This window comes from Pseudomonas sp. 2822-17 (assembly GCF_002742485.1).
GTDB classification, from domain to species: Bacteria; Pseudomonadota; Gammaproteobacteria; order Pseudomonadales; family Pseudomonadaceae; genus Aquipseudomonas; species Aquipseudomonas cyclaminis.
The window spans coordinates 126395-142334 of sequence record NZ_LJRZ01000295.1; the positions used below are offsets into that span (position 1 = coordinate 126395).

The 15940-nt window shown below is 61.2% G+C and carries 16 protein-coding genes; 4 read left to right on the plus strand and 12 right to left on the minus strand.

Annotation, left to right across the window (positions count from 1 at the left end):
- Positions 1-40: 40 nt before the first annotated feature.
- Both AOA60_RS04580 and AOA60_RS04585 read left to right on the plus strand, forming a co-directional pair.
- Positions 41-442 (plus strand): YbaY family lipoprotein, encoded by a 402-nt coding sequence (locus tag AOA60_RS04580; RefSeq protein ID WP_099583373.1) that lies wholly within the window; start codon positions 41-43, stop codon positions 440-442.
- A gap of 27 nt (positions 443-469) precedes the next feature.
- Positions 470-1159: a DUF4197 domain-containing protein gene (locus AOA60_RS04585; protein WP_099583374.1), complete on the plus strand. Its 690-nt coding sequence runs from the start codon at positions 470-472 to the stop codon at positions 1157-1159.
- Positions 1160-1243: 84 nt separating this feature from the next.
- Here the strand turns inward: AOA60_RS04585 and AOA60_RS04590 are convergent, their stop codons facing one another.
- From AOA60_RS04590 to AOA60_RS04605, 4 genes are all read right to left on the minus strand, one after another.
- The gene (locus tag AOA60_RS04590) at positions 1244-1462 is read right to left on the minus strand and encodes a hypothetical protein (protein WP_099583375.1); all 219 of its coding nucleotides are present in this window, start codon (positions 1460-1462) and stop codon (positions 1244-1246) included.
- 207 nt (positions 1463-1669) lie between these two features.
- Positions 1670-2263: a LysE family translocator gene (locus tag AOA60_RS04595; RefSeq protein ID WP_099583376.1), complete on the minus strand. Its 594-nt coding sequence runs from the start codon at positions 2261-2263 to the stop codon at positions 1670-1672.
- Between the two features lie 2 nt (positions 2264-2265).
- Positions 2266-5331: an efflux RND transporter permease subunit gene (locus AOA60_RS04600; protein ID WP_099583377.1), complete on the minus strand. Its 3066-nt coding sequence runs from the start codon at positions 5329-5331 to the stop codon at positions 2266-2268.
- A gap of 6 nt (positions 5332-5337) precedes the next feature.
- Positions 5338-6438, minus strand: a complete 1101-nt coding sequence (locus AOA60_RS04605) for an efflux RND transporter periplasmic adaptor subunit (RefSeq protein WP_099583378.1) — start codon at positions 6436-6438, stop codon at positions 5338-5340.
- Between the two features lie 93 nt (positions 6439-6531).
- Between AOA60_RS04605 and AOA60_RS04610 the strand changes: the two genes are divergently transcribed.
- Complete coding sequence (locus AOA60_RS04610; RefSeq protein ID WP_099583379.1) at positions 6532-7167, plus strand: TetR/AcrR family transcriptional regulator; 636 nt, start codon at positions 6532-6534, stop codon at positions 7165-7167.
- Positions 7168-7170: 3 nt separating this feature from the next.
- Here AOA60_RS04610 and AOA60_RS04615 read toward each other — a convergent pair whose 3' ends face one another.
- On the minus strand, positions 7171-7953 hold the full coding sequence (locus AOA60_RS04615; RefSeq protein WP_099583380.1) for a class I SAM-dependent methyltransferase: 783 nt from the start codon (positions 7951-7953) through the stop codon (positions 7171-7173).
- A 96-nt stretch (positions 7954-8049) separates the two neighbouring features.
- Between AOA60_RS04615 and AOA60_RS04620 the strand changes: the two genes are divergently transcribed.
- Positions 8050-8670 (plus strand): energy transducer TonB, encoded by a 621-nt coding sequence (locus tag AOA60_RS04620; protein ID WP_099583381.1) that lies wholly within the window; start codon positions 8050-8052, stop codon positions 8668-8670.
- 3 nt (positions 8671-8673) lie between these two features.
- On the opposite strand, the gene AOA60_RS04625 is transcribed toward AOA60_RS04620, so the two are convergent.
- From AOA60_RS04625 to ppc, 7 genes are all read right to left on the minus strand, one after another.
- Positions 8674-9372 carry an extensin family protein gene (locus tag AOA60_RS04625; protein WP_099583382.1) on the minus strand — a complete coding sequence of 233 codons (699 nt, stop codon included), beginning with the start codon at positions 9370-9372 and terminating at the stop codon, positions 8674-8676.
- 3 nt (positions 9373-9375) lie between these two features.
- Positions 9376-10203 carry an oxaloacetate decarboxylase gene (locus AOA60_RS04630; protein ID WP_099583383.1) on the minus strand — a complete coding sequence of 276 codons (828 nt, stop codon included), beginning with the start codon at positions 10201-10203 and terminating at the stop codon, positions 9376-9378.
- 27 nt (positions 10204-10230) lie between these two features.
- Positions 10231-11091, minus strand: coding sequence for a DUF72 domain-containing protein (locus AOA60_RS04635; RefSeq protein WP_099583384.1), 861 nt, complete (start codon positions 11089-11091; stop codon positions 10231-10233).
- Complete coding sequence (locus AOA60_RS04640; RefSeq protein ID WP_099583385.1) at positions 11091-11381, minus strand: hypothetical protein; 291 nt, start codon at positions 11379-11381, stop codon at positions 11091-11093. Before AOA60_RS04640 ends, AOA60_RS04635 begins: the two co-directional genes overlap by 1 nt.
- Positions 11382-11542: 161 nt before the next feature.
- Positions 11543-12229, minus strand: coding sequence for a tRNA (adenosine(37)-N6)-threonylcarbamoyltransferase complex dimerization subunit type 1 TsaB (gene tsaB / locus AOA60_RS04645; protein WP_099583386.1), 687 nt, complete (start codon positions 12227-12229; stop codon positions 11543-11545).
- A gap of 90 nt (positions 12230-12319) precedes the next feature.
- A complete protein-coding gene (adk, locus tag AOA60_RS04650; RefSeq protein WP_057021888.1) occupies positions 12320-12967 on the minus strand; it encodes an adenylate kinase in 648 nt (215 codons plus the stop codon).
- Between the two features lie 295 nt (positions 12968-13262).
- Positions 13263-15890, minus strand: coding sequence for a phosphoenolpyruvate carboxylase (gene ppc / locus AOA60_RS04655; RefSeq protein WP_099583387.1), 2628 nt, complete (start codon positions 15888-15890; stop codon positions 13263-13265).
- Positions 15891-15940: the final 50 nt, after the last annotated feature.

The following is a 15940-nucleotide window of genomic DNA, read 5'->3' on the forward strand; positions in this document are numbered from 1 at the left end:
CGCCAGTGGGATGCTGGCGCCGCTGACAAGGAGCCGCACCATGAAAAAGATCATCCTCCTGGGCCTGACCGCCCTGCTCGGAGCCTGCCAATCCATGACCCCTGCTCCCAAGGCCAGCCTTGATGGCGAAGTGTTCTACCTGCAACGCATCGCCCTGCCGCCGACAGCAACCTTGAGCGTCAGCCTGCAGGACGTATCCCTGATGGACGCCCCGGCCGTGATCCTTGCCGAACAGAAAGGTCCGATCAAAGGCCAGGTGCCGCTGCCGTTTCACTTGAATTACGACCCGGCCCAGGTCAAGCCGGGCCATAGTTATGCGGTGAGTGCTCGCATCGAACAGGATGGCAAGCTACTGTTTATCACCACTGAACGGCACGCTGTGCAGCTCAACGGCCAGGATCCACAGCCGCTGCGCCTGCGAGTTGATGCGGTCGCACACTGATATTCTCCAGATCATAAGGAAGCGCCCATGCTCCGTAACTCCCTTCGCCTCACTGCCCTGTGCGCCGGCCTGCTGTTCGGCGCCAATGCCATGGCCCTGGACCTGAGTAGCCTGTCCCAGGGCGATGCCAGCGGCGGTCTCAAGGACGCCCTGACCCAGGGCGCGCAGATCGCGGTGAAACAACTGGGTGTGCCCGGTGGTTTCAGCAACAACCCCGAAGTAAAAATCGGCCTGCCAGGCAAGCTCGGCAAAGTCGCCGACAAACTGAAAATGTTCGGCATGGGCGACCAGGTCACGCAACTGGAAGACAGCATGAACAAAGCGGCCGAAACCGCCGTGACCCAGGCCCAGCCGATCCTGGTCAACGCCGTGAAGAACATGAGCGTGACCGACGCCAAGGGCATCCTCAGTGGCGGCCAGGACTCGGCCACCCAATACCTGAACAAGAGCAGTCGCGAACAGATCCGCGCCAAGTTCCTGCCAATCGTCAAGGCTGCCACCGATAAGGTCGGCGTGGCCCAGCAGTACAACGCGCTGGCCGGCAAGGCGGCAGCCTTCGGTGCCGTGGATGCCAAGAGCGCCAACGTTGAAAACTACGTGACCGAGCAGGCGCTGGATGGTTTGTTCAAGATGATTGCGCAGCAGGAAGAGACGATTCGCAAGAACCCGGCGGCAGCAGCGACCAGCTTGGCGAAGAAAGTCTTTGGGGCGCTATAAAAGCTGATTAAAAAAACGCCCTGACTTTGTCCGGGCGTTTTTTGTTGCATGTACTTTTTAACACCCCTTGCTCTAATGCACAGCCTAGAAACGGTAGTGCGGCAATGGCCGGGATGAGCCATACGAAACACTGGTATTGCCGTTCGAGCTGGACGAGTTCGAATTGACGTTGTTGTTCTCGTTGTTGTTCTCGTTATTGATGTTGATATTCACGGGTTGCTGCTGGCTCTTTCCACAACACCGACCAAGGCCCATCATCGCCCCCATCATTTGTAGCGGTAACGTCAGTATTGGCAGAATCATCTACATTCCTTCCTAATTAAATTCACACAATAGTCCAGACCGCTGCACTCCAAACGCCAGTACTTTTCGGCCAGGTAATTCTGTGTGGTGCGTTAGTTGAAATAGTTCCTGCCTATGCGTTGGAACGAGCCGCTACCCAGTCAGCGCGTCCATCGCCTGGGGCCTGAGCGGAATGCGCAAGCCTGACGCCCCTTCGGATTGATAGCGTCAGTGGAGGATCGAATCAGCCACGCGGCCGAGCAGGACAGTAGCGAAACAACCAATGGCGATTGCAGTGACGCGATTGATCGTAAGTGAACTCAACCAGCGAGAGTGGCGCCCGACTACCCCGGCACCGAAGCCTATCCATGCCATTCCAATCGGCACTACCACCAGGGCCAGGAGGGTCATAAACGCCATATAGTCAGTCCAGTTGCTGAACGTATTGGCGGGGGCGATCAAAGATGCGATCAACAACCCTTTGGGGTTCATTACCGTCAACGAAAAAAAATAGATGCCTGAAAACCGATCCCCGACAGCCTCATCCGGAGCCTGTTTGCGGCGCCACAACTGATAGGACGCCAGAAGCAAGTAACAACCGGCGGCCAACTGAGTCAGTTTAAGCGCCCACGGCGAATACACCGCGATGTAGAGCAAGGCCGCGCCCCACAGTGTTACCTGTAGCAAGTAGGCCAGACACTCGATGAAGGCCAACTTCCACGAAGCCCGAAACCCGAACAACACCCCTGCGCGCAATAGCAGGGTGTTGGTCGGACCAGGGGCAAGCAACAACAACATCAGGGCAGAAACAGTGGCCAACATGATTACGCGACGTCCTTCCTCACTCGGAACCACGCAGCATACAGGGCCGGCAAGAACAATAGGGTCAACGCCGTCGCCACAATCAACCCACCCATGATCGCCACCGCCATCGGCCCGAAGAACACACTGCGCGACAGCGGGATCATCGCCAGTACAGCGGCGAGTGCCGTCAGCACAATCGGGCGGAAGCGTCGGACGGTGGCTTCGATAATCGCCTGCCACGGCGCCAGGCCGGCCTTGATGTCTTGTTCGATCTGGTCCACCAGGATCACCGAGTTGCGCATGATCATGCCCGACAAGGCAATGGTCCCCAGCATGGCCACGAAACCAAAGGGCTGGCGGAACGCCAGCAGGAACAGCGTGACGCCGATCAAGCCCAGCGGCGCCGTGAGAAACACCATTGCCGTGCGTGAGAAGCTGCGTAGTTGCAGCATCAGCAGGGTCAGCACCACCACAATAAACAGCGGTACACCGGCCTTCACCGAGTTCTGCCCGCGCGCAGAGTCTTCGACGGTGCCGCCTACCTCCAGCAGGTACCCGTCCGGCAACTCGGCGCGTACGTCCGCGAGGGTCGGCAGAATTTGTTGAACCAGGGTCGCCGGTTGGTCCTTGCCGTAGATGTCGGCGCGCACGGTGACTGTCGGCAGGCGGTTACGGTGCCAGATGATGCCTTCCTCGAATCCGTATTCGAGGGTGGCGATCTGGGACAGGGCCACGCTTTTACCGTTGTCGGTCGGCACCGCCAGGCTAGGCAGCAGCGACAGTTCGGTGCGCTCGTGAACGGTGCCGCGCAGGAGGATCTCGATCAATTCGTTGTCCTCCCGGTATTGGCTGACGCTGGAGCCGGTGAGTGAACTCTGCAGGAATTTCGACAGGTTGGCAGTGCTCACGCCAAGGGCGCGTGCGCGATCCTGGTCGATATTGAGGTAGACGATTTTGCTCGGCTCTTCCCAGTCCAGGTGCACGTTGACCACATGGGTGTTTTCGCGAACCTTGGCCGCGACTTTACGTGCAAGGGCGCGGACTTCTTCGATGTGCTCGCCGGTCACGCGAAACTGCACCGGGTAGCCCACGGGCGGTCCGTTTTCCAGGCGTGTGACGCGCGAACGCAGGTCGGGGAATTGTTCGTTGAGGGTTTCGATCAGCCAGGTGCGCAGGCTTTCACGCTCCTCGATAGTGTTGGCCAGTACCACAAATTGCGCGAAGCTGGCGGCCGGCAGTTGCTGGTCCAGCGGCAGGTAGAAACGCGGCGAACCGGTGCCGACGTAGGCCACGTAGTTCTCGACGCCGGCATGGTCTTTGAGCATGGCTTCCAGGCGTTTGACCTGATCGGCGGTGTTGCTCAGGGAGGCGCCTTCGGCCAGTTTCAGGTCGACCATCAGTTCCAGACGGCCAGAAGCCGGGAAGAACTGCTGCGGCACAAAGCGGAACAACGCCACCGAGCCGATAAACAGCAGCAGCGTCAGCACAATCACCGTTTTGCGTCGACTGACGCACCACTCCACCAAACGTCTTACACGCTGGTAAAACGGCGTTCCGTAGGGATCCGGGCCATCAGCGCCGTGTTTGGCCGCATGAATCTTCGCCAAGTCCGGCAGGAGTTTTTCCCCCAGGTAGGGCACGAACACCACGGCGGCGACCCAGGAGGCCAGCAACGCGATGGTGACCACTTGGAAGATCGAACGGGTGTATTCGCCGGTGCTCGACTGCGCAGTCGCAATCGGCAGGAAGCCAGCCGCCGTGATCAGCGTGCCGGTGAGCATCGGGAAAGCGGTGCTGGTCCAGGCGAAACTTGCGGCCTTGAGCCGGTCGTAGCCCTGCTCCATTTTGATTGCCATCATTTCCACGGCAATGATCGCGTCATCCACCAGCAAACCTAGCGCCAGTACCAGTGCGCCAAGGGAAATCTTGTGCAGACCAATGCCGAGGTAATACATGGTGGCGAAGGTCATCGCCAATACCAACGGAATCGCCAGGGCCACCACCATGCCGGTGCGTACGCCGAGGGAAAAGAAGCTCACCAGCAATACGATCGCCAGCGCCTCGGCCAACACCTGCACGAATTCTCCGACACTGGTTTTCACCGCTGCCGGTTGGTCCGACACCTTGCGCAGCTCCATGCCAGCCGGAAGGTTCTTCTGCAAACGTGCGAATTCGCCTTCGAGCGCCTTGCCCAGTACCAGGATATCGCCGCCGTCGCGCATCGCCACGGCCAGGCCGATTGCATCAGCGCCCATGTAACGCATACGCGGTGCCGGTGGATCGTTGAAGCCACGGTGGATGTCGGCTACGTCGCCGATCCGAAAGGTTCGGTCGGCGACTCGAATGGGAAAGTCGCGGATCTGCTCCACCGTCTTGAAGTTGCCCGACACGCGCAGTTGCACGCGCTCGCTCGGGGTTTCAAAGAAGCCGGCGGTGGACACCGCGTTCTGCTCCTGCAACGCCTGCTGCACAGCGGCCAGGGGCAATCCCAGGGTGGCGAGTTTGAGATTGGACAGCTCGATCCAGATCTTCTCGTCCTGCAGGCCGAGCAACTCGACCTTGCCCACATCCGCCACCCGTTGCAGCTGAATCTGGATGCGGTCCGCGTAATCCTTGAGTACGGCATAGTCGAAACCGTCGCCGGTCAGGGCGTAGATATTGCCGAAGGTGGTGCCAAATTCATCATTGAAAAACGGGCCCTGGATATCTGGCGGCAAGGTCTGGCGGATGTCGCTGATCTTCTTGCGCACTTGGTACCACAGCTCGGGAATCTGCGCCGAGTGCATGGAGTCGCGGGCGATGAAGGTCACCGTGGACTCACCAGGGCGCGAGAACGAGACAATGCGCTCGTACTCGCCGGTTTCCATCAGCTTCTTTTCGATGCGCTCGGTGACCTGGCGCGAGACTTCCTGGGCGGTAGCGCCCGGCCAGTTGGTCTTGACCACCATGGCTTTGAAAGTGAACGGCGGGTCTTCACTTTGTCCCAGCTTGGTGTAGGACAACGTGCCGACAACGGCCAGCAGGATCATCAGGAACAGTACGATCTGGCGATTACGCAACGCCCATTCGGAAAGATTGAAACCCATCGGGGACTACTCCTTGGCCGCCAGATTCACGACACGGTTGGAGCGATCCACAGGGCGCACTTGCTGGCCTTCGTGGAGCACATGCACGCCCGCGGCGATCACCCAATCGGTGGGCGTCAAGCCTTCCAGCACCGGTACGGTTTTTTCGCCGAAGGCACCGATGCGCACCGGCGTGCGCTTGAGGGTATTGTCCGGCTCCACACGCCAGACGTAGGACGCCCCATTCTCTGCACTGAGGGCAGACAGCGGCACCGACAGCGCAACAACGCCATCGGCCTGAATGAATACGCGGGCACTCTGGCCAAGTTCCGCCGGGACTTTGCCTGCGGTAAACGCCACGCGGGCGGCAAAAGTGCGTGATTTTGGATCGGCCGCCGGGGACAGTTCACGAATGCGTCCGGTAAACCGCTGGTCGGGCTGGCTCCACAATTCCACAGCTACCGGCTGGCCGACCTTGAAGCGACCAAAGCCCTGTTCAGGCAGGCTGATGAGCACTTCACGCTCGCCATCGGTGGCGAGTGTGAACACGGTTTGGCCAGCCGACACCACTTGGCCGACTTCCACCGCACGCTTGGCAACGACCCCGTCCTGGGGGGCACGGAGCACGGCGTAACCGGCTTGGTTGCTGGCCACATCGAATTCGGCCTTGATCTGCTTAAGGCGCGCTTCGCCGGATCGGTAGAGGTTTTCGGAATTATCGTACTGGGAACGACTGACCATCTGACGGTCCATCAGGGTCTTGTAACGGTCGCGCTCAGCACGGACCAGGCTCAGATTGGCCTCGGCGGCGGCGACCTGGGCGCGGGTGGCCTCCAATTGCAGGCGTACATCCTGAGGGTCGAGTTCCGCCAACGGTTGGTTGGCTTTGATCCGCTCCCCCTCTTCCACCAGGCGCTTACTGACTTTGCCACCGATGCGAAAGGCCAGGTCCGGCTCGTAGCGAGCCCTTACTTCGCCGGGGTAGCTGTCCATCGACTGGGCCGACGGTTGCGGTTGCACCACCATCGCTGGACGGACGGTGATCTGGGCCGGTTCTTCATGGCCGCAGGCGGCCAACAGGAAGACCAGACTGACAGGCAACGCAAAGGGCAGGAAAGTGCTGCGCATGCTGAAGGACCTTTCGCAAATGAAGCTAGGAATAATTATACTGGCCAGTATGTTATTAATACCAAACTCACCAGTCCAGTATTAAAGGTGAAAATGTCCGACAATCGCGTTAACACCAATAGCCCCGGGCGTCCCAAGGACATGGCAAAACGCCAGGCAATTCTCCAGGCAGCGAAAACCCTGTTTTTGGGGAATGGTTATGCCAGTACCAGCATGGATGCCGTGGCCCTTGAGGCGGGCGTGTCTAAACTGACCGTCTACAGCCACTTCACCGACAAAGAGACCTTGTTCACCGCCGCCGTGGTGGCGACGTGCGAGGAGCAGTTGCCGGTGATGTACTTCGAGCTGCCTGAGGGCATGCCGGTCGAGACTGTGTTGCTGAATATCGCGCGGGGGTTCCATCGGCTGATCAACAGCGAGGAGTCGGTAAACCTGCACCGCCTGATGATGACCACCGGCAATCAGGACGTGAAACTCTCCCGGATTTTCTTCGACGCCGGACCGATGCGCATGCTCCAGGGCATGGAACGATTGCTCAGCAAAATCGACCAGAGTGGCGCCCTGAGCATCGATAAACCGTTTACCGCAGCCGAGCACTTCTTCTGCCTGCTCAAGGGCACGGCAAATTTTTGCCTGCTGTATGGCTGCGGCGGGCAACTGAGTGAAACCGCCGCCGAAGCCCATGTGCAGGAGGTGGTGGGGTTGTTTATGCGGGCTTACAGGCCTTGAACATCAGGGCTTGAGCGCTTTCTTGGGATAGATGTCATACCGGCTGGACTTGCCATCCAGCGCATGGCTCGGCTTTGGCCCTTCGATGCACGGCGCCTTGCGCGGGCGCTTGACCACTACACGGTGGCTGGCCAGGGCCAGGGCGGCGGCCAACAAGGCCGGTGCGTCCGGGTCATCGCCTACCAGCGGGCGGAACAGGCGCATTTCCTTCTTCACCAAGGCGGTTTTCTCACGGTGAGGAAACATCGGGTCGAGGTAGATCACCTGCGGCGGCTCGCCTTCCCAGTTGAGCATCACGTCGATGGAGTTGCCCTTGAGCAGCTTCATGCGCGCCACGATCGGCGCCACCTCAAAATCCTCTGCACCGCGCGCCAGGCCATCTTCGAGCAAGGCACCGATCAACGGTTGGCGCTCGATCAGGCTCATCTGGCAACCCAGGCTGGCCAGCACAAACGCGTCCTTGCCCAGACCGGCCGTGGCGTCCAGCACCCGTGGGCGCACGCCTTGGGCAACGCCTACGGCTTTGGCAATCATCTGCCCGCTGCCGCCACCGTAGAGCCGACGATGGGCCGCACCGCCTTCAACAAAGTCCACCCGCACCGGCCCTGGCGCGTCAGGCCCGAGCTGTTGCAGCTGTAGGCCCTGCTCGCCAACTTGCAGGGAAAAGTCCGCTTCCGCGAGCTGTAAAGGCAAGCCAAGCAGCGCTGCCCATTGCTCGGCGCGGGCCTTGAAACCTTCGCCCAAGGCCTCGACCTGAATGCGGCTGGCCGCTGGTTGTTCGCTCATCAATCACTACGCTCAAAAATATTAAGGATCGGCAAACAACGGCCGATAAAAATAACAGTCAGGTATTTTGCCAGAGCTGAGCGTCGACCGAGAAAAATGTCAGACATTCTCCCCCTAACCATCGGTGTACTGCCGACCCACAACCACTACGGCCTGCGCAATACTCAAGCGCTGGCCGGGGTGAGTCATGTGTGGCAGGATTTCTTCGCCCGTGCGCTGGCCGAGCAGCTTGGCGATACGCCGGGCGCGCTCGCCGTGCAGGCGCCAGCACCGGTGGACCCAGCGGTAGAACCTCACGAAGGCGCCGACCTGCTGTCGCAGATCCTCACGCAGCGTGAGTGCGACGTGAAAGACACCGAAATCGCTCCGCCTGAGCCACTGTTCCTGCCGATCGCCGAATTCGAAACCGAGTTGCTGCCACCGGCTGCGACGCCGTTCCCGGACGCAGAGATCGTCGCCCAGCAACGCCAGCAGAACTTCGAAAGCGGCTGGGTACGCCCCATCGTGCTCACCGCAGGCCAACCACTGCCCGAGCCAAGCCCGGCGCCGCAACCTCGCCCACTGCATTTGCCGATTGCCGAGTTCGAACTGGACCTGCTGCCGCCGCCCGCCACGCCGTACCCGACTGAAGAGCTGGTGGCCCAGCAAAAGGCCCTGGACTTCGACTACTACTGGGCACGCCCATTGATCGCCAACAACCTGCGCCTGGCCGCCTGAGCCTCAGCGACAGACCCACCAGCGCCCCATGTCCAGATGGAAGTGGTTGCGGTGCGCGGCATTGTAGTCCGGGCTCAACACCACGTTGAAATCATCACAGGCGCTATCGCGCACCTGACGCAAAAACCGTGCGCTGTCGCCCTCCCCCGGCCAATCCTTGAGCACGCTGATACTGCGCCCATCCGCCAGCCGAAACCCGGCGATATCCAAAGCATTGGCAGACGCATGCTGACTGAGGCGCCCCTCGGCACGACCATAGATATTGCGACAGGCGAAGCTGCCCAGATGATCGACCCGCGTGACCGCCTGGCCGAACACCGCCTGCGCCGCCGGTTGCAGGCTGTGACGCTCAAACAGCGCGAACGCCACCGCCAACGGGCAACTGGCGAGAAAGCTGCTGCTCAAGGCCACGTCGGCGCCCTGCACGCGCAAGGTATTGCGCAAAGGGCAAGCGGCGTCGGCGGGCGTGTCGGCCTGATGGCTGACGCGCAGGCCGGAGGTTTTCAGCACCTGGTCGCACAACGCCGGATCCTCCTGCAAACGCCCCAGCTTGTAGCGGGTCAACAGGTTAGGGCTGGCGCGCACATCCAGCGGCGCCCAGGGGTTCCATTCAGCCGGCAGCGGTACCCAGCCTCGCCATACGCCCACGCCAATCGCGCCGCCGAGCAGCAGTAACACGGCCAGTACTTTGAAAAAGCGCACCGCTTAGTCCTTGAAGAACTGATTGGCTTGGCTGAAGGGCATCGAGCGTTCGGTGAAGGTAAAGGTGCCGAGTTCATAGACTTCCTGGGCCGCCCGGTAGAACTCACCATAGGCCGCCAGCGCCATGGCCGATCCCACACTGATGCGCTTGACCCCCATCGCGCTCAGTTGCGCCACGCTGAGTTTCAGCCCACCGGACATCAACACATTCACCGGTTTTGGCGCCACGGCCTTGACCACCGCCAACACCTCCTCGGCGCTGCGCAGGGCCGGCGCATACAGCACGTCGGCACCTGCTTCGGCGTAGGCTTGCAGGCGGCGAATGGTGTCAGGTAAATCCAGGCGACCATGCAGGAAGTTTTCCGCACGGGCCGTCAGAGTGAAAGGGAATGGCAGACTGCGCGCGGCGGCGACGGCGGCTCCCACACGTTCGACGGAGAGGTCGAAGGCATAGATCGGGTCAGCCGCGATGCCCGTGGCATCTTCGATGGAGCCGCCGACGATGCCGCTCGCAGCCGCGCGCAGAATGGTCTGGGCACAGCCTTCGGGGGTGTCGCTGAAGCCGTTTTCCAGGTCGGCCGCCACCGGCAGTGCGGTGGCCTTGGCGATCATGGCGGCATTGAGCAAGGTGTCTTCCAGGGACAGCGCGCCTTCCGCATCCGGGCGCCCCAGGCTGAACGCATAACCCGCACTGGTGGTGGCGAGGGCTTCAAAGCCGAGGCTGGCGAGCATCACGGCGGAGCCCGCGTCCCAAGGGTTGGGCATCACGAAGGCGCGGTCACGCTCGTGCAAGGCCTTGAAGGTTTCGGCGCGTCGGGTTTGGGCATCCATGACTGACTCCTGGCGGGAAAAGGAGCCCTAGAGTAACCCCAGTTGTTCGGCTTCGGGTTGCCGATCCAGCGTTGGCAGCGCAGGCAGGCCGGGCAGGCGTGCCATCAACTGGTCGTGGAAGCGCAGGGCCAGTTGTGCGGCGAGGCGGTTGTCCGAGGTGTGCAGAAATACATAGGGCGTGCGGCCCTCTTCGATCCAGCCGGCAACTTTTTCCACCCACGGGCCCAGGAACGGGTCGTTGGCCTCAAGCTCCGGATGGCCGATAAAGCGCACCTGGGGAAACTGGGTCAGCGCTGCCGGGCGCGGTGGTACCTTGGGCTTTTTGGATTGGGCATGCAGCACCGCTGCCGAGGTGGACGTGCAACTGAACAACGCACGCGGATCGAGGCAGATACGTTCGACGCCCCGGTCACGCAACAGGCGGTTGAGCATGCGCTCGGCATCGCCCTTGGCGAAGAACTCCGGATGACGCACTTCAACGGCCAACGGGCGCGTCAGGCCATCAATAAAACCGGCCAGTTCCGCCAGGCGTTGTGGCGAGAAACTCGCCGACAGTTGCAGCCACAACGGCGAAACCCGCTCACCGAGCGGGCTCATCAAACTGACAAAACTTTCGGCCGCAGGCAATTGCTCACGCAAGTCGCCGCCATGGCTGATATCACCGGGGAATTTGGCGGTGAAGCGAAAATCGTCAGGCATGATTTCAGCCCAGCGCTGCACGGTAGCGACGGAAGGTCGGGCATAAAAAGTAGTGTTGCCTTCAACGGCGTTGAAGACTTGGGAATAGAGGGCCAGATAGTCGCTGGAACGCGCATCGGCGGGATACAGGTACTCGCGCCAGGCGTTTTCACTCCAGGACGGGCAACCGAGGTAGTAAGGCAGGCGCATCAGATGTGGATGTCGAGGCCCAGCACTTCCATATCCCATTCGACAAAGCCGGCGGTGGTCAGGTAGCTGGCCAGGGCGGTGGCAACGCTTTTGCTCATGGAGCGCGGGAAGACCATATCTTGTTGGCGGGCCGGAAGGCCGCTGATGCGTGCCTGGGAGTTAGGCTGTGCATCGGGCTGGACTTCGATGAAGTCCGGTGAGTCTTCGACGGACTCGTCTACCGTGACGTTTGCCTTACGCGGCTTGCGCTTGATTGGGTAGGACTGTGAGGAAAAGCCGTCTATACGCATCGATGCGAACTCGGTATCGGTGATGGCATTTTAGTGGCGCAATCCGTAGCGCGCAAATGCTCTGGTGATAACTAGAACACATAATTTGAAAAAGGTTTAAAAGCAGGGGCAAATTCTGACGATTGGCGCCGGATTGCATCAAATTGCCACCACTTTTGATGTCACACGATCCCGCGTTCTGCTTTGGTTTGTGCCACTTTATCGCGCAGATAAACCGGTGCAGCCAGATCGGCAGCAATTGCCTCACCGCGCTCGAAAGCAAAACGCGCAAGGCTCAACAAGTCTTCGGCGTGAGGCAACATGGCGGCGTCCTGGCCAACCAACCGAACGCCGATACGCTCGCCATAACCCCAGCCAGTGCCGGCACCGAACCAATCGCCGCTGGCATCGTCCGGCAAGACCGACGACTCCGGTGGCTGCACAGCCTCAACACCCACCAGGCGCATTTCGCCAGCCGTTTCGCGGTAGCAGCCCCAGTACACCTCATCCATCCGCGCATCAATGGCCGCTGCCACCTGCGAAGCACCGTGTTCACGCCATGCGCGCTGAGCCAGGACGGCAAGGTTGGACACCGGCAGGACCGGGCGATCCAGCGCAAATGCCAGGCCTTGCACAACGCCAATGGCGATCCGCACACCAGTAAATGCACCCGGACCGCGGCCAAAGGCGATGGCATCGACGGCGGCCAGGGTGGTGCCCGCCTCGTCCAGCAGTTGCTTGATCATCGGTAACAGCTTCTGCGCGTGCAGGCGCGGGATCACCTCGTAGTGGCTCGTAACGGTGCCATTGTGCAGCAAGGCAACGGAGCAAGCTTCAGTCGCGGTGTCCAGGGCCAGCAGGGTGCTCATCGGTGTGGGTGTCCAAGTCGAAAAAAAGTGCGCCAGTATAAACAACAACGGCCCGCAAGCGGGCCGTTGTGTCGCAAGCCGATCGAAGGATCAGCTCAGTGCTTGCAGCACCTTGGCGGTGATGGCTTCTACCGAGCCAACGCCAGGGATGTGGCTGTACTTCGGCTTGCCCTGGGCAGCGGACAGCTTCTGGTAGAAGTCCACCAGCGGCTTGGTCTGCGAGTGGTAGACCGACAGGCGATGACGCACGGTTTCTTCAGTGTCGTCTTTACGCTGCACCAGGTCTTCACCGGTGACATCGTCCTTGCCTTCAACCTTCGGCGGGTTGTAGACGACGTGGTACACGCGGCCCGAGCCTTCGTGAACGCGACGACCGGCGATACGCTGGACGATTTCTTCGTCTTCAACGGCGATTTCGACCACTGCGTCCAGCTCAACGCCGGCCTTCACCAGGGCTTCAGCCTGGGGAATGGTGCGTGGGAAGCCGTCGAACAGAAAACCGTTCTTGCAGTCGTCCTGGCTGATACGTTCCTTCACCAGGTTGATGATCAGGTCATCGGAAACCAGGCCGCCGCTGTCCATCACGCTCTTGGCGATCAGGCCCAGCTCGGTGCCGGCCTTGACGGCCGCACGCAGCATGTCGCCGGTGGAGATTTGTGGAATGCCGAATTTTTCAGTGATGAACTTTGCCTGAGTACCTTTACCGGCCCCGGGAGCTCCCAGCAGAATGACGCGCATTGATGTGCTCCTCAATTTTTATATAGAGATGACGCTCGGATTCACCGCGTTGGGGCAAATCTCGTAGAAGTGTGGCTCGTAGCAATAGGATTCGGGCCGCCCAAACGGCCAAAGGCTGATCAAGATACACAGCAGGCCTTAACCACACAAGCCGCCAAAAGTCGCAGGAACCGCGCCCGGCATGCGTCATAGGTAGGGTGTGCCTGAGTGCAACCCGGCCCTGTAAACGCCGACCGCCCTGTTCCGGGCGGTCGTTGTGGTTTATCTGCAAGCCGTTGAGAACACGCAAAAAACCTCAGCCGGTATTACGTAAACCGGCGGCAATACCGGCCACGGACACCAGCAGCGCTTGTTCCAGAGGGCTGTCCTGCGCCGCTTCCTGCTGGCGCGAGCGTGCCAGCAACTCAGCCTGCAACAGGTGCAAGGGGTCGAGGTAGGTGTTGCGCAGGCGGATGAACTCCAGGGTGTCAGGGCTATGGGCCAGCAGTTGCGACTGGCCAGTCAGGCCAAGCACCACGCCACAGGCCTGCGACAATAGGTCGCGCAAGTGCACACCCAATGGCAACAGATCCGGCTGGACCAGGCGCTCGTCATACAGGCGCGCGATATCGGCATCTGCCTTGGCCAGCACCATTTCCAGCATATCAATGCGGGTACGGAAGAACGGCCATTGCTCACGCATCTGTCCCAGCAGTTCGCCCTCGCCGCGCTCCAGGGCCTTGCTCAACGCGGCTTCCCAGCCCAACCACGCCGGCAGCATCAGGCGGGTCTGGGTCCAGCCGAAGATCCAGGGGATGGCGCGCAGGCTTTCTATACCACCGGCGCGGCGCTTGGCCGGACGACTGCCCAGCGGTAAACGGCCAAGCTCCTGCTCGGGGGTAGATTGGCGAAAATACTCGACGAATTGCGGATTTTCCCGCACCACGGCACGGTAAGCACTGACACCATCGGCGGCCAATTCGTCCATCAAGTGGCGCCAGGCCGGCTCGGGTGGAGGCGGTGGCAGCAGCGTCGCTTCCAACACGGCGGCCAGGTACAGGTTGAGGTTCTGCTCGGCAATGTCCGGCAGGCCGAACTTGAAGCGGATCATCTCGCCCTGTTCAGTGGTACGGAAACGCCCAGCCACCGAACCCGGCGGCTGCGACAGGATCGCCGCGTGGGCCGGGCCGCCGCCACGGCCGACGGTGCCACCGCGACCATGGAACAACAGCAATTCCACCTGCTGCTCACGGCAGATATCGACCAACCGTTCCTGGGCGCGGTATTGCGCCCAGGCGGCTGCGGTGGTGCCGGCGTCCTTGGCCGAGTCGGAGTAGCCGATCATTACTTCCTGCGGGCCCTGCAAGCGCGCACGGTAGCCCGGCAGCAGCAACAGTTGCTCGATCACCGGGCCGGCGTTATCCAGGTCGGCCAGGGTTTCGAACAGCGGCACCACGCGCATCGGCCGCTGAACGCCCGACTCTTTGAGCAACAATTGCACGGCGAGCACGTCCGACGCAGACCCGGCCATGGAGATGACATACGAGCCCAGCGATGCAGCGGGCGCGGCGGCCACTTCCTTACAGGTGTTGAGCACTTCGGCCGTGTCCGCCGATGGTTTGAAATAGCTCGGCAGCAGCGGTCGACGGTTGGCCAGTTCCTTCATCAGAAAGCTGATGCGTGCGTCTTCGTCCCACTCTTCGTAACGGCCCAGGCCCAGGTAATCGGTGATTTCGGTCATGGCCGCCGAATGGCGACTGGAGTCCTGGCGCACATCCAGCCGCACCAGGAACAGGCCAAAGGTGACGGCCCGGCGTAGGCAATCGAGCAGCGGACCGTCGGCGATCACGCCCATGCCGCACTCATGCAGCGACTGGTAGCACAGTTCCAGCGGCTCCAGCAGATCGCGGTTGTTCTGCAACACCTCGGCCGGTGCCGGCGTGTTGCTGCTCAACGCGGTGTGCGCCCACTGGCGTGTGGCGCGCAGGCGTTCGCGCAGTTGCTTGAGCACGGCGCGGTAGGGTTCGACACTGTCGCCCACTTTGGCCTGCAATGCCGGGCTGGCGCGTTGCATCGACAGCTCGGAGGCCAAATGATCGATATCGCGCAAATACAGATCGGCGGCCATCCAGCGCGCGAGCAATAGCACTTCGCGGGTGACCGGCGCAGTGACGTTCGGGTTGCCGTCGCGGTCGCCGCCCATCCAGGAGGCAAACCGAATCGGCGCGGCTTCCAGCGGCAGGCGCAGGCCCGTGGCAGCGTGCAAGGCCTGATCAGCCTTGCGCAAGTAATTGGGGATGGCGTGCCACAGCGAATGCTCAATCACCGCAAAGCCCCACTTGGCCTCATCCACCGGCGTGGGTCGGGTGCGGCGGATTTCTTCGGTGTGCCAGGCTTCGGCAATCAACCGTTGCAAGCGTTGGCGGATCTGCTCGCGCTCGGCGGTAGTGAGGTCGCGGTGATCCTGCAGCGCCAGTTGCGCGGCGATGGCATCGTATTTCTGGATCAAGGTGCGGCGCGCCACTTCGGTGGGGTGGGCCGTGAGGACCAGGTCAATCTCCAGGCGCCCCAGTTGGCGGGCCAGGGATTCGTTCCTGTGACCCTCGCTTTGCAGGCGGGCCAGCAACTCCGGGAGTACGCGCGATTCGAAAGGCGCCGGCTGCGACTCATCGCGCCGGTGAATCAATTGGTACTGCTCGGCGATATTGGCCAGGTTGAGGAACTGGTTGAAGGCCCGGGCTACGGGCAGCAGTTCGTCTTCCTGCAATTGGTTGAGGCTGGTACTCAGCTCATCGCCAGCGCCGCGACGATCGGCCTTGGCGCCTTTGCGGATCTGCTCGATCTTGTCGAGGAAATCATCGCCGTACTGCTCTCGAATCGTGTTGCCCAGCAGTTCACCCAGCAGGTGAACATCCTCACGCAAGCGTGCATCGATATCACTCATCAGCCAATCTCCAGCCAGAAATCCGGGACGCGCAGGCCTGCCAGAGTGCC

Coding starts and splice junctions, on each gene's coding strand:
- AOA60_RS04605 (WP_099583378.1), bottom strand. CDS start 6,438: ATGCGCAGCACTTTCCTGCCCTTTGCGTTGCCTGTCAGTCTGGTCTTC.
- AOA60_RS04610 (WP_099583379.1), top strand. CDS start 6,532: ATGTCCGACAATCGCGTTAACACCAATAGCCCCGGGCGTCCCAAGGAC.
- AOA60_RS04595 (WP_099583376.1), bottom strand. CDS start 2,263: ATGTTGGCCACTGTTTCTGCCCTGATGTTGTTGTTGCTTGCCCCTGGT.
- AOA60_RS04630 (WP_099583383.1), bottom strand. CDS start 10,203: ATGGATGCCCAAACCCGACGCGCCGAAACCTTCAAGGCCTTGCACGAG.
- ppc (WP_099583387.1), bottom strand. CDS start 15,890: ATGAGTGATATCGATGCACGCTTGCGTGAGGATGTTCACCTGCTGGGT.
- AOA60_RS04635 (WP_099583384.1), bottom strand. CDS start 11,091: ATGCGCCTGCCTTACTACCTCGGTTGCCCGTCCTGGAGTGAAAACGCC.
- AOA60_RS04600 (WP_099583377.1), bottom strand. CDS start 5,331: ATGGGTTTCAATCTTTCCGAATGGGCGTTGCGTAATCGCCAGATCGTA.
- AOA60_RS04620 (WP_099583381.1), top strand. CDS start 8,050: ATGTCAGACATTCTCCCCCTAACCATCGGTGTACTGCCGACCCACAAC.
- AOA60_RS04590 (WP_099583375.1), bottom strand. CDS start 1,462: ATGATTCTGCCAATACTGACGTTACCGCTACAAATGATGGGGGCGATG.
- AOA60_RS04580 (WP_099583373.1), top strand. CDS start 41: ATGAAAAAGATCATCCTCCTGGGCCTGACCGCCCTGCTCGGAGCCTGC.
- AOA60_RS04585 (WP_099583374.1), top strand. CDS start 470: ATGCTCCGTAACTCCCTTCGCCTCACTGCCCTGTGCGCCGGCCTGCTG.
- AOA60_RS04640 (WP_099583385.1), bottom strand. CDS start 11,381: ATGCGTATAGACGGCTTTTCCTCACAGTCCTACCCAATCAAGCGCAAG.
- adk (WP_057021888.1), bottom strand. CDS start 12,967: ATGCGCGTCATTCTGCTGGGAGCTCCCGGGGCCGGTAAAGGTACTCAG.
- tsaB (WP_099583386.1), bottom strand. CDS start 12,229: ATGAGCACCCTGCTGGCCCTGGACACCGCGACTGAAGCTTGCTCCGTT.
- AOA60_RS04615 (WP_099583380.1), bottom strand. CDS start 7,953: ATGAGCGAACAACCAGCGGCCAGCCGCATTCAGGTCGAGGCCTTGGGC.